This is a genomic window from Bacillota bacterium, from assembly GCA_040754675.1.
Classification (GTDB): Bacteria; Bacillota; Limnochordia; order Limnochordales; family Geochordaceae; genus Geochorda.
In genome coordinates this window covers 1-13,018 of the sequence record JBFMCJ010000003.1, presented here as the reverse complement: position 1 = coordinate 13,018, position 13,018 = coordinate 1, and the positions used below count along the sequence as shown (strand labels likewise).

At 65.6% G+C, this 13,018-nt stretch carries 12 protein-coding genes; 8 read left to right on the top strand and 4 right to left on the bottom strand.

Annotated features, from left to right (window positions below; genetic code table 11):
* Position 1: 1 nt before the first annotated feature.
* The 4 genes from AB1609_00420 to AB1609_00405 all read right to left on the bottom strand — a co-directional run bounded on the left by AB1609_00420 (position 2) and on the right by AB1609_00405 (position 3,883).
* On the bottom strand, positions 2-784 hold the full coding sequence (locus tag AB1609_00420; protein ID MEW6044940.1) for an ABC transporter ATP-binding protein: 783 nt from the start codon (positions 782-784) through the stop codon (positions 2-4).
* Positions 741-1,736, bottom strand: a complete 996-nt coding sequence (locus AB1609_00415) for a branched-chain amino acid ABC transporter permease (GenBank protein MEW6044939.1) — start codon at positions 1,734-1,736, stop codon at positions 741-743. The genes AB1609_00420 and AB1609_00415 overlap by 44 nt, the downstream gene beginning before the upstream one ends.
* Positions 1,733-2,620: a branched-chain amino acid ABC transporter permease gene (locus AB1609_00410; GenBank protein MEW6044938.1), complete on the bottom strand. Its 888-nt coding sequence runs from the start codon at positions 2,618-2,620 to the stop codon at positions 1,733-1,735. The genes AB1609_00415 and AB1609_00410 overlap by 4 nt, the downstream gene beginning before the upstream one ends.
* A 78-nt stretch (positions 2,621-2,698) precedes the next feature.
* Entirely contained in the window at positions 2,699-3,883 is a 1,185-nt protein-coding gene (locus AB1609_00405; protein MEW6044937.1) for an FAD-binding oxidoreductase, read from the bottom strand.
* A gap of 190 nt (positions 3,884-4,073) precedes the next feature.
* Here AB1609_00405 and AB1609_00400 point away from each other — a divergent pair, with 190 nt between their 5' ends.
* From AB1609_00400 to AB1609_00365, 8 genes are all read left to right on the top strand, one after another.
* On the top strand, positions 4,074-6,281 hold the full coding sequence (locus AB1609_00400) for a 3'-5' exonuclease (GenBank protein ID MEW6044936.1): 2,208 nt from the start codon (positions 4,074-4,076) through the stop codon (positions 6,279-6,281).
* A 33-nt stretch (positions 6,282-6,314) separates the two neighbouring features.
* Positions 6,315-6,764: a GNAT family N-acetyltransferase gene (locus AB1609_00395; GenBank protein ID MEW6044935.1), complete on the top strand. Its 450-nt coding sequence runs from the start codon at positions 6,315-6,317 to the stop codon at positions 6,762-6,764.
* Between the two features lie 124 nt (positions 6,765-6,888).
* Positions 6,889-7,932: a LacI family DNA-binding transcriptional regulator gene (locus tag AB1609_00390; GenBank protein MEW6044934.1), complete on the top strand. Its 1,044-nt coding sequence runs from the start codon at positions 6,889-6,891 to the stop codon at positions 7,930-7,932.
* 39 nt (positions 7,933-7,971) lie between these two features.
* On the top strand, positions 7,972-9,270 hold the full coding sequence (locus tag AB1609_00385) for an ABC transporter substrate-binding protein (GenBank protein ID MEW6044933.1): 1,299 nt from the start codon (positions 7,972-7,974) through the stop codon (positions 9,268-9,270).
* Between the two features lie 48 nt (positions 9,271-9,318).
* A complete protein-coding gene (locus AB1609_00380) occupies positions 9,319-10,173 on the top strand; it encodes a sugar ABC transporter permease (GenBank protein MEW6044932.1) in 855 nt (284 codons plus the stop codon).
* Positions 10,170-10,970, top strand: a complete 801-nt coding sequence (locus AB1609_00375; protein ID MEW6044931.1) for a carbohydrate ABC transporter permease — start codon at positions 10,170-10,172, stop codon at positions 10,968-10,970. Before AB1609_00380 ends, AB1609_00375 begins: the two co-directional genes overlap by 4 nt.
* A 12-nt stretch (positions 10,971-10,982) precedes the next feature.
* On the top strand, positions 10,983-12,068 hold the full coding sequence (locus AB1609_00370) for an ABC transporter ATP-binding protein (GenBank protein MEW6044930.1): 1,086 nt from the start codon (positions 10,983-10,985) through the stop codon (positions 12,066-12,068).
* A partial coding sequence (locus tag AB1609_00365) for a trehalase family glycosidase (protein ID MEW6044929.1) occupies positions 12,065-13,018 on the top strand: 954 nt, incomplete at its 3' end. The genes AB1609_00370 and AB1609_00365, both read left to right, overlap by 4 nt.

Sequence of the window (13,018 nt, the reverse complement as noted above, 5' to 3'; positions counted from 1 at the left end):
GCTAGCCCCCCAGGTAGGCCCGAATGACGTCCGGATCGGTGCGCACCCGGTCAGGAGTTCCACGAGCGATGACCGAGCCGGCCTCGAGGACGAGTACCTCGTCACACATCTCCATGACGAAGCCCATGTCGTGTTCCACGATCACGAACGTAAGACCCTGCCGGTTCCACTCCCTTATGGCCTGCCGCACCACCTGCCCCAGCGCAGGGTTTACGCCGGCCATGGGCTCGTCCAGGAGCAGTACCCGGGCTCCGGTCATCACCACAGCCGCCATCGAAAGCAGCTTTTGCTGCCCGTAAGACAGGTTGGCGGCGGGCTCGTTGGCCAGATGAACGAGTCGCGTCAGGGAGAGTAACTCCCTCGCCCGCTGGATCTGGTCGGGCGCAATCCACCGCCGGGAAGGGCTGGCCAGGCTCCGCCAGCACCGTTCCGCCGTCGGGTTGGGGACAGCCACCAGCAGGTGCTCCCACACCGAAAGGCCGGAGAAGGTGCGCGCGAGTTGAAAGGTTCGGACAAGGCCGGCTCGCGCAATCCACTCAGGTCGCCATCCCGTGATGTCCTGGCCGTCAAACACGATCCGCCCTTCGGAGGGCCGGTAGAACCCGCTTATGATGCTGAGCAGCGTCGACTTGCCCGATCCGTTGGGCCCGATGATTCCATGGATGGCACCGGCGCGGACGTTCATGGAGACCCTTTGAAGAGCGGACAGGCCGCCGAAGTGTTTGCTGACCGAACGGACTTCAAGCACCGTGGCGGATGCTGCGGCCGAACGAGTCGCGCGCATCGTTGCGCCCTTCTTCCACGACGGATACGGGGAGCCGGCTGTTCGAGAAGGCAGCCCGAACGCCACGCTCGGGGGATGGTGGCGCGAAGGCAGCCCGCCAGCGCCGCTCCGCCAGCAGGCCTCGGGGGCGCACCAGCACCAGGGCAACGAGCGCGACGCTGAACAGAAGCTGCTGCAGCCCTCCGGACAGCCCAGGCGGCACGCCCAGCAGCAGCAACCCTTGCTGCATGCCGGCCAGGAGGGTGGCGGCCAGGATCGCCCCCAAGTGGTTTCCCAACCCGCCGAAGATCACGGCGACAAGCAGGCTGACCGACAGCGCCAGGCCAAACTGGGAGGGATCGATGTAGCTCACGTAATGGGCGTAGAGGCTTCCCGCACCCCCGGCAAAGAGCGCGGAGACGGCGGCCGCCTGAACCTTGAGCGCCACCACGGGCTTGCCCAGAGCAGCCGTCGCCGCTTCGTCGTCCCGCACGGCCCGCAGCGAAAGCCCGAATGGAGAGCGCGTCAGCCGTTCCACCGTCAGGTAGACCAGGACGAGATAAAACGCCGCGAGGAGAAACTGAGCGGGTAGCGTGTTCAACTCGACCCCGAAGATGGCCGGCGCCGGGATGCCGGGGATCCCCATGGGTCCCCGGGTGAGGCCTTGCCAGTTGTTCAGCACGGCCTGGGTCACGATTCCCAGGCCAAGCGAAGCCACGGCGAAGTAGTCCCCTTCGAGCTTCAGCGTCAGACCTCCCAGCGCCAGCCCCAGGATCCCCGCTACAACAGCAGCACCCGGCAGGGCCAGCTCGAACCTAACTCCGGCCAGCACCAGCAGGGCCGAGGTGTAGGCACCCACGCCGAAGTAGGCCGCGTGCCCGATATTGAACAGCCCGGCCGATCCCACTGCCAGGTTGAGGCTCACGGCGAGTGCGCCCATGAGCGATGCCGTGATGAGAAAGTGCCAGATCACGAGCGTACGGCCTCCTCGGCGCGCCTTCCGAAAAGCCCCGAGGGCCGGACAAGCAGCGTCAGCACCAGGGCGAGGTAGGCGACCGTTTCCTTCCAGAGGCTGGACGTGAACCATGCAGTGAAGTGCTCTGTCAACCCGATGATGAAGCTGCCGGCGATCGCTCCCGGGAGGCTTCCGATCCCTCCGAGCACCACTGCCGAGAATGCCTTCATGCCCACCGAAAAGCCCATGGTCGGTGCCAGTTGAACTTCCAGCCCCACCAGGAGGCCACCGACTCCGGCCAGGGCAGACCCCAGGGCGAACACTGCACGCATCACGCGGTCCACGTCGATGCCGAGCGCGTGGGCCAGAGCCAGATTGTCGGCAGTTGCCCGGATGTCCGCCCCGAAGGGGGTCCGGTAAACGAGGAACTGTACCGCGACCAGCAGCAGGAGCCCCATGGCGAAGATCAGGATCTGTGACGGTGTCAGGTACAGGGAGCCGAGACGAATGACCCCAGGCCCCTCCAGGGTCAAGGACCGGATACCGGCGCCCGCCAGCAACATGACGGCGCTCTGCAGCGCCAGGGCGGCGCCGATGGCGGCAATCAGCGGCTGGAGCCTGGGGGCAGCCCGCAGCGGGCGGTAAACGGCACGTTCAATCAACACCCCGAGCAGCGCGCAGAAGGCGGCTGCGGCCACGACAGCTCCTGCCAGGCGCCCTGCGCTCACAACCCCGGCTCCCGTGAGGAAAAAGGCAACGTACGCGCCGACCATCGCCACATCCCCGTGAGCGAAGTTGATGAACTTCAAGACGCCGTACACCAGGTTGTACCCGATGGCGACGAGAGCGTACATGCTGCCCGCAATAAGACCGTTTAGCGCTACCTGAGCAAGCAGGTCCACTTCTCGAACCCCCCGCCCGCTGATGACCCGGCTGCGTGGGATGCGGGGCCGGGCCTGCCCGGCGAAGCTCGTGCCTGTTTACCCCACGATGTGCATCCGGTACTTGCCCCGGAAGGGCCGCCCCGCTTCGAACCGGTCGATGGAGAAGGCTTGCATGTCCAGGTGGCTGCATTCGCCGTGCACGATAAGCTCGCTGACGGCTTCGCCGGTGGCAGGGCTCAGCTTGAACGAGTTGCCGCTGCCGCCGATCACGTTGATGAAGCCCTTGAGACCCGGCATCTCCCCGAAAATCAGGTGGAAATCGGGGCTGATCCCGTCCACACCCGCCCATGACCGAACCTTCGGGATGCCGGCGAGCCACTTGAAGCGCCTCCCGAGGTTTTCGGCCATCTCCGCCTCGAACAAAAGCGGCGGGTGGGGGTTGAAATGGTCCGGATCCGGCTCCTCCGACACAAGCGCCTCGTTTTCGCCGGTACCCCCGCCGCAGAGTGCCAGGCCGCCCCTGTCCGGCCGGCAATACGTCAGGGTCGTCAGGTCGACCCAGGTGGGGGAGGTGCCCGTGTAGCCAGCAAATCCCGGCCTGAAGGCAGCCATTTGCACGATACCGGGATGGACGGGAAGGTCAAGGCCCACGAGCTCGCCCACCCGGCGGGCCCAGGCGCCGGCGGCATTGATGACGTAGTCGCAACGAATGGTTCCCCTGGGGGTTTCGACCGCGCGCACCCGGCCGCCGGCCACCTCGAACCCCGTCACCGGCGTCTCCAATTCCACCTGCGCTCCGAGCCGCCGCGCCGCGCCGATGAACGCCTGGGTGGCCGCGTAGGGATCCGCGTACCCGGCCGACTCCTCGATGCAGGCTAGCGCCAGCCCGTCCGGATTGAGGCCGGGCAGGTGCCGTTCCACCTCGGAGAGCTCGATGACTCGAGTCCGGACGCCGAGGCGCTGTTGCATCTCGACCACCCGGCGCAGCGTGTCGGCATCCTCAGGTGCCACCAGCATGATGAGACCGTTGTGGACGTAGTCGGTCGGACCACCCAGCTCGTCGGCCAGCGAAGGCCAGCGCTCGGCTGCGCGATGCGCGAGACGGACCATGGACTCGTTGGAGTAGTGGCAGCGGATGATGCCGCCCGAAACGCCGGACGCACCGCTTCCCGGGTGCGTTTTCTCGAGAAGGAGGACCTCTTTGCCGGCTTTGGCCAGGTGGTAAGCAGCACTCGCCCCATGGACGCCCGCACCGATGATGACGACGTCGGCTGAACGCATTGTGGCTTCGCCCCCGCAACGGCGGCCCGCCGCCGTGGTTTAGCCCAAGCTATACGACGCCAACCGACCGGTACCTGCTGGTGGAAAGCGGCTCATCGCTCGCCCCGTTCCACGGGGCTCGTCCGACGCCCTGTGCCGGCGATGGAGCAGTGTCCCCGCCCAAATCCAGCGCTTGACTTGCGTGAGTGCGATGGCCACAATTGGAAACCGGGAAGGGATCGTGGCGCCGCCGTTTAGAAGACTCTGGCTCAGTGAACGGTTCAACCGTTCGCTGCAGCAGTACCTCGAGGGCAAACCGAGGCGGGCCGGCGCGGTCTTCCGGGTACTCGACGGGTTCCTGACGGACCCGGCGACCCTTCAGCGAAGCCCCATCCATAACCCCCGCCACAAGCTCTACCATACCAGGGTGTCCCGGGGTGATCGGCTCATCGACCTGCCCCTCGGCGGACAAGCGTCTGCCGAGACCCTCGTGCTCAACATCGGGGATCATTCCGTCAACGACTGGGCGGAAGGTTACTCTGGCAACCCGCGTGATGAGCTGGGCCGCTCCACGGCGTATGTGCCCCCGTTATCGGACGGAAGCGGCGGGGAAGCCGAGCGGGGCAAAACGAACCGCCGTGCGGCGTCCTCCCCGTGGAGGCGTGCTTCGGCTCACCCCGGCACCTACGGCGAATACCTCACCTCTGCCGACCTAGCATACCACCACGTGGCGGAGGAGTTGATCCCGGTTGTTCTCAACACCGACACGCGCGTCCCGCTGGAGAACGTCGGACTCGACCGGGAACTGGCCGATCTGCTCCAAACCCTTTACATCCAGCGCCTCCCCGCGGCGCCCGTGCCCGTCCCGCTTCCGGGCCTCGGGCCTCCCCCGGCGCTTCCGGTCACCCGGGAGCAGTTGCCCGCCCTGCTGCGGATGCCGCTCGCCAAGTTCCTCTCGCAGGTCAGCGACGAGCAGCGGCGCCTCATCGAACGGCCGGGGCTGGGCCTCATGGTGGTCAAAGGCGCGGCCGGAACGGGAAAGACCGTCGTTGGCGTTCGGCGTATCGAGCACCTCCTGATGACCCAGCTTTCGCCGCGCATCCTGTTCCTCTGCTTCAATCAGGTGCTGCGGGACACCGTTTATCAGATGCTCCAGGACGTGCTGGGCAACCGGCCCGAGGACTTGAAGGTGACGGTCCAGACCGCCTACCAGTGGATGGGCGACCTTGGACAGCGCTGTGGCGTTCATCCCGGCGCTCGCATGGTGGACCGGAACGAATTGAAGCAACTGGTCGCCGAGATCCGCCGGGGTATGCCGGCACCCACTGCCCGCATTGCAGGCCTTCCGGACGAGTACGTTCTCAGCGAAATCGCTGAGGTCATCTACGGGCGCGCCATTCGGGACGAGCAGACATACGCCGACCCCCGCCAAACTGACCGGTCGGGCCGGGTCATTCCCATTTCACCCGAGGAGCGACGCTACATCTGGCAGGTGCACCGCGCCCTCGAGAAGCAGGCCGCCAACCGGGGCGAGATGCTGTGGGAAGCGCTGCCTGCTCACCTTCTCCGGGCGCTGCCAGAGCGCTCCGGCAACTGGCCGCTGTACGACGCGGTGGTCGTCGACGAGGCACAGGACCTCTTGCCGGCGGTCTTCAGGCTGCTGATCCGGGTTCAGGGCGGCCGTGACCACGGCTTCGTCGTGCTGGGCGACGCCGCGCAGAACGTGTACAGGGCGTCGTTCCGCTGGGCCGACACCGGGCTGCGGGTCACGGGCGGACACGTGACGGTCTTGCGGCGGTGCTACCGCACAACCCGCCAGATCATCGAAGCGGCGGCACCACTCTTGAACGGGGTGCGCGCACGGCTGGCCGAAGACCTCGTCGAGCCGGAGGCGGCGGACCGGGAGGGACCGGTACCGGACGTCGTGCTGGTTGACAGCGAGGAGCAGGAGGCCGCGTTTGTAGCGCGGCGCGTATTCGAACTGATTGAACAGGGCGTTGCCCCGTCCTCGATCGCCGTCTTTGCAAACAGCAGGGCGGCGTTGGGCCGCCTGAGCGCGGAGCTTGAGGCGACGGGCGTCCCGTGCGAACCTTACGAGAAGGAACGAGGCGGCGGGCGCGTCGAGAAGTCCATCAACATTTTCGAACCCACCGTGAAGCTCCTGACGGTTTACAGCGCCAAGGGGATCGAGTTTCCCTTCGTCTTCATCTGCGGGGTGACGGAGCCGCGCTACCCCTCTCGGGGGTTGGACGTCGAGAAGGTGGAGCGCGCCCGGCGAGTGCTTTACACCGCCATGATGCGGGCCGCCTTCCATGTGACGCTCACGGCGGTGGCCGCCAGCCGTTCCGGGCTGCTGGACGAGGTGCAGTCAGCTGTCCGGCGCAGCGCGGCGGGCGCCGCAGAGAGTGTGGCAGGCTGAGCTCCCTTCCGCTCGCGACGAAAGGAGACCAACATGATCGGCTTCTCGCCGGCACTGGACGAACAATACGATGAGTTCCTGCAACTGATGCGCGACGAAGCGGCTTCGTACCTCGAACGCACGCTTCAGCTCATGCAGATGAGCTGGGAAGACTTCGGCCGGCTTTTCCGCGCGGTGGGCCAGGTTTACGGAGTTTACAGCGACGGCCAGCTCGCGGGGTTCTACTGGGTGGAGCAGCGCGACCGGGTGCTGCACCTCCACGGGCTGGTACTCAAAAGCGAGTTCCAGGGGCAGGGCATCGGAAGTGCGATCCTCAAGATGCTGGAGAGCCAGTACAAAGGCAGGGTCCATGCCATCGAGCTCGGAGTACACCGCTCAAACCGGCGGGCGAAGGCCCTCTACGAACGGTTAGGGTACCAGAGTGTGCGGATGCTCGACGACCTCGAGTTCGACATCATGCAGAAGCGACTAACACCGGGGTGACCGGCCCTCGCCGGTCTACACGGGGCACACCGTCCCGGTAGATCTCCGCACGGGGGTATTGACTGACCTCCGTGGGCGACGTTAGCATAGAGCCGGCGGGAGCCAAAACGTTTTGGAGGCCGCCGTGACAATAAAGGAGCTTGCCAGGGCGCTGGATTTGTCCATCACCACCGTCTCCCGTGCACTCAACGGTTACGGCGACGTGAGCGAGCAGACACGGCAGCGTGTCCTCGAAGCGGCCCGCCGACTCGGCTATCAGCCCAACCCCCTTGGGCAACGCCTGCGCAAGGGCCGAACGGAGGCGGTCGGGCTTGTCATCCCCGCACCGCCGGGCGAATTCGCCGACCCGTTCTTTCTCGAACTCGCGGCTGGCCTCGGTGAAGGGCTCAGCCAGCACGGGCTGGACCTGCTCGTCACGGCTTGCGCCCCAGGGCCGGAAGAGTTGCGCTGCTACCGCCGGCTGGTGGAGGGCCGGCGGGTCGACGCCGTGGTTCTTGCACGCACCCGCCGACAGGATGAACGCATTCTCTACCTTGCCGAGCGAGGCGTGCCGTTTGTCGCGCACGGGCGCAGCAGCGACGTCCAGCACCCGTTTCCCTACGTGGACGTCGACGGCACGCACGGCTTTTACGTGGCGGCGCGCCACCTGCTGGCACTGGGGCACCGCCGCATCGGGATCATCAACGCTCCGCAGGAGCTCAACTTCAGCCATCACCGGTTCGAAGGCTACCGAAAAGCGCTGATAGAGGCCGGTTTGCCGCAGGAGGAGAGGCTCCTCGTTCAGGGAGACCTGACAGAGGAAGGGGGGTATCGAGCGATGCACCGCCTCCTGGGGGCGCCTGACCCTCCCACCGCCGTTCTCTGTGCAAACGACCTCATGGCCATCGGCGCCATGCACCTGCTGCGCGAGCAAGGGCTGCGGGCGGGCCGGGACATCTCCGTCATCGGCTACGACGATATTCCAATGGCACGGTTCACCGATCCTCCTCTCACCACCCTCCGGCAGCCTATCCGCCAGGCGGGAAGGCGGCTGGTGAAGATGCTCGTCTCCTACATGTCCGGCGTTGCGGCAGAGAAGCTGCAGGAAGTGTGGCTCCCTGAACTCGTCCTGCGCGGTTCGGCGGGGCCTCCGGGAGGCAGGACAGACAGTGCAAGGCCCGACCGGTAAGTGGCGGGTCCCGGCGTGACGTTCGAAAGGAGGAGCCTCATGCGTCAAGGATGGATAGTGGCTTTGGCCAGCGTGATGCTCGTGATGCTTGTGACCGCGGTGCCACCGGCCAGCGCCTCGCAGTCTTCGGTGCTGTTCCTCTCCACCCAGCTTCGGCCCATCGAAGAAGCCGAGAAGATGCGGCAGTCGATCCTCGCCGGCTACCCCGGACACGTGGAGTTCATTCCCGTGGAACCGGTTCCCTTTGCTGACCGGGTTCTGGCTGAGACCCGTGCCGGCAGGGTGATGATCAGCTTGGTCGGAGGCGTGCACGGCGACTTCCCCGCACTGGTCAACGCCGGCGCGCTGCAGCCCGCTGACGACGTGCTGTCCAGGCTTGCAGACCGCGGGTTCGTCCCCGCCTACGTTGAGCTTGGCAAGCTGGGAACCCCTTACCAGCAGTACATTCCCTGGATGCAGGCGACCTACATCATGGTCGCCAGCCGCGAGGCCCTCAAGTACCTGCCGCCGGGAGCCAACCTCGATTCCCTCACATATGGTCAGTTGAAGGCTTGGGGCGAGAACCTGCTGAAGGCAACGGGCCGCCGGCTCCTTGGCTTTCCTGCAGGGCCTAAAGGGCTCATGCACCGGTTCTTCCAGGGCTACCTGTACCCGTCCTACGTGAAGAGCACCGTAACGCACTTTCGAAGCCAGGAAGCCGAGGCTATGTGGAAGGAGTTCACCGAACTCTGGGCTTACGTCAACCCACAGTCCACCAGCTACGAGTTCATGCAGGAACCGCTCCTGGCCGGAGAGGTGTGGGTGGCCTGGGACCACACGGCGCGCCTGATCAACGCACTGCGCGAACGCCCGCAGGACTTCGTCGCCTTCCCTGCCCCTATCGGCCCCAAAGGGCGCGGGTTCATGCCCGTCTTGACCGGGCTTGGCATCGTCAAGAGCGCCCCGAACCCCGAAGGAGCAGCGTCGGTCATCGAGTACCTGACGCGCCCCGATGTGCAGCTGGCCATCCTTCGGGAGATCGGCGGGTTTTTCCCGGTCATCCAGGTAGCCATGCCCGCCGATCTGCCCGCCGGCGTCAAGCTGGCCGCAGAGGCCGTCGCCAAGCAGTCGGCGTCACCCAATGCCGTTCCCAGCCTGCTGCCCGTGGGACTGGGGGTCCGCGACGGCGAGTTCAACCGCGTCTTCGTGGACACGTTTGCGCGGATTGTGCTGCGCCGCGAAGACGTGCGGCGAGTTCTTGACCAGCAGGCCGAGAAGATGCGGCGGATCATGGCGGAAGCCAAAGCCCCTTGCTGGCCCCCGGATGAGCCCAGCACGGGAGCCTGCCCGGTTCTGTAAGGTCTGTAAGGTAGTAAAGGGCATCCCGGGAGGGAAGATGGCAGCACCATGCGGAGCGAGCGATACCTTCCCTACCTGCTCTTGTTGCCGAGCATCGTATTCCTGGCGTTTTTCTTCGCAATGCCACTTGCAGAGGCTTTCTGGCTCGCTCTGCGGGCGGGAGAGGCGGGGTGGTCGCTGGAAAACTTCCGACGCATGGCATCCGACCTCTACTTCGGTGATGCCGCCCGTAACACCCTGCTTCTCACTGCCGTCGTGGTGCCCATCCAGGTCGTCCTGGCCCTGGCGATGGCGCTTCTCCTGGGAGGAGTCCGCCAGGGCCGGGACGTTCTCCTTTACATATGGTCGATTCCCCTGGGTATCTCAGACCTGGCCGCCGGCATCGTCTGGCTCAGCATCTTCACGGAACGGGGCTATCTCAACAGTCTGTTGCACGCCCTCGGGCTCATCGACACCCCACGTCTGTGGCTCAGCTACGAGAATCCCCTGGGGCTGTTCGTCTCCGTGGCCGTCGCCGAGGTGTGGCGCGCGACCGCCATTGTCCTCGTGATCCTCGTCGCCGGGCTGCAGCTCATCCCAAAGGAGTATGCGGAGGCTGCCGAGGTTTTCGGCGCAACGGCCTGGCAGCGGTTCAGGCGGGTGACGCTTCCGCTATTGAAGCCAAGCCTCCAGACCGCTCTCATCCTGCGAACGGTGTTGGCCTTCGAAGTCTTCGCGGTCGTGCTGACGCTGACCGGCCGCAACTTGCCCGTGCTCGCCGGTGAGGCCTACAACTGGTACGCAGCTTACCAGGTGCCGGGGGTGGCAGCCGCCTACGCCGTTCTCATTCTCGGCCTCTCGCTGGCCGCAACGTGGATGTACCTGCGGCTCGTTCAAGTCAAGCCAGAGGTGACGACATCATGATCCGGCGCGTCGGCCTCGTGCTGGCCGTGGTGCTCCTGAGCGCGTGGGTGCTCCTGCCCATCTACCTGATCGCCGTCCCTTCGGTGTCGGTGCGCCAGTCGGTGTACGCGTGGCCCAAGAACTTCTGGCCCGGCGAGTTCTCGGCGGACACCGTGCGCTTTTTCTTCTCCGTCGAAGGCGTCTGGAAAGCGACGCGCAAGAGCCTGGTCGTGGCGGGCATCACCGTGCTGCTTTCGCTGCTGCTGGGCGCCCCGGCCGGGTATGCCCTGGCTCGGTACCGATTCACCGGGCAGAACGCGTACCGGCTCGCCATCCTGCTGACGCGTGCCTTTCCCATCGTGATCCTGTCGATTCCGCTGGCCGTGCGCTTCATACGGCTCGGGATGTATGATACCCCCCTTGCCGTGGCGCTCGTACACACCGCCCTGGCCCTGCCTTTTGCCGTTCTGGTCAGCGCGAGCCTCTTCGTCGGCATTCCCCGGGAACTCGAAGAGGCGGCCTGGACGTTGGGCTGCAGCCGGCTACAGGCTTTCGGGAGAATCGTCATGCCCCTGGCCCTTCCCGGACTGGCAGCAACGGGTATCTTTGCCTTCGTCACCTCGTGGAACGAGGTATTTGCGGCCAGTATCCTCACGCTCCGAGAACGTACCCTGCCCGCATTCCTGCTGGCCGTGCTGGGTGATGCTCCGCTGCCCTTCCGCTTCACCGGGGGGTTCCTTCTGATCTTGCCAGCGCTTGTCTTCATGTTTGCCGTCCGGCGATACCTCTTCACCCTGTGGGGTATCGCCAGCCGCTAGGGAGGTCGACCGATGGCCGGGATCCGAGTTGATGCCGTGGGCAAGAGCTTCGGGCGCGTCCGGGCTCTCGACGGCGTGCATCTGGAAGTGCGCGACCGGGAGTTCGTCGTGCTTCTGGGCCCTTCCGGATGCGGTAAGACCACCCTCCTTCGGATTATCGCAGGGCTTGAAACGCCGGACGCCGGACGGGTCCGCATCGGTGAGCGGGACGTCACCCGGCTCGCCCCACGGCATCGAGGTATCGCGATGGTCTTTCAAAACTACGCCATCTTCCCGCACATGAACGTCTTCGAGAACATTGCCTTCGGCTTGCGCATGCGCAGACGCCCGATGGCGGAGATCAAGCAAAAGGTGGAGCGCGTCGCCGCCCTGATGCATATCCACGAACTCCTGAGCCGCTACCCCGGGCAACTTTCGGGCGGCCAGCGCCAGCGCGTGGCCATGGCGCGGGCCCTGGCCGTGGAGCCAGAGGTGCTGCTGATGGACGAGCCGCTCTCCAACCTCGATGCGCTCTTGCGGTTGGAGATGCGAGCGGAGTTGAAGCGCCTCCTGCAGGAGCTCCGGACGACCACGCTCTACGTGACCCACGATCAGGTAGAAGCCATGAGCCTTGCGGACAGGATTGCGGTGATGCAGGCCGGGCGCATTGTCCAGTACGACAGCCCGCTGAAGGTCTACCGGGAACCCGTCAACACCTTCGTCGGCGGATTCATCGGCAGCCCCCCGATGAACTTCCTTCAGGTGAGCGTGGTCAGGCGGGATGGAAAAACCTTTGCCGACGTCGGGCACCTGCGGCTTCCAGTCGCCGGAAGCTTTCCCCGCGATCAAGTGCTTCTCGGTATACGGCCGGAGGATATGAAGGTCGAGACAGCGCCCGCTCCGGACGCGCTGGAATCCAGCGTGCTCGTCGTGGAGCCGCTCGGATCCCATCTTCTCCTCACCCTTAAGTGGAACGGCCAGAGGCTCAAGGTCACCGTGCCGGAAGGCCTGGCCATCGCGCCGGGCGACATCGTCTGGGCCCGGCTCGACCCGGCACGGGTGCGCTGGATGGACCCGAAGACGGGGCAAAGCCTTTCTCAACAGGGTGGCGAAGCGTGAACCTCGTGGAGGAAGCCATCGAGACCCTCAAGGCCAACGGCCGCGGAGACTTCACCGTTCCCTCGGCGGACCTGTATCCGTATCAGTGGCTGTGGGATGCGGGGTTCATCGCCCTGGGCTGGGGCCAGGTATCGGAGGGGCGTGCGTGGCAGGAGCTTTTCTCGGCGTTCAAGGGGCAGTGGCCCGACGGCTTTCTTCCGCACATCGTCTTCCACCGGCCGGACCCCAATTACTTCCCGGGTCCGGATGTGTGGCAAACCCACACTGTGCCCCCTACGTCTGGCATCACGCAGCCCCCCGTCCTTGCTACGGCCACGTTGATTCTCTACCGGCAGGCTCGTGACCGCGAACTCGCCAGGAACGCAGCCGAGGAACTGTTTCCAAAGCTCATGGCTTACCACCGCTGGCTGTACCGGGCTCGGGACCCTGAAGGCACGGGTCTGGTCAGCATCCTGCACCCGTGGGAATCCGGGATGGACAACAGTGCGGCCTGGGACGAGCCGCTGGGGCGGGTCCTTCCCGCCGAACTCCCTGCCCGTAGGAAGGACACTTCCCACGTCCATTCCTCAGAGCGGCCCTCCGACGACGAATACCGGCGATACCTTTCGCTGGTCGTTCGCTTCAGGGACCTTCGATACGACCCGAGCCGCCTCTACTTCGAATCACCCTTTCGGGTCGTCGACGTCGGGTTCAACGCCCTGCTCCACCAGGCCAACCAGGACCTCCGGGCGCTTGCCATCGAGCTCGGCAAGCCCACCGAGGAATTGGACGGATGGATTCGTCAAGGCACCCAGGCCTTTGGGCGGCTGTGGGACGACGGTGAAGGCCTCTACTTCTCCCTCGACGCCATCGCCGGCAGCCCGATCCGGGTACCCACCTCGGCAGCCTTCCTGCCGCTGTATGCAGGGACACCCGACACCACCGCTGCCCAGCACCTCGCATTTCACCTG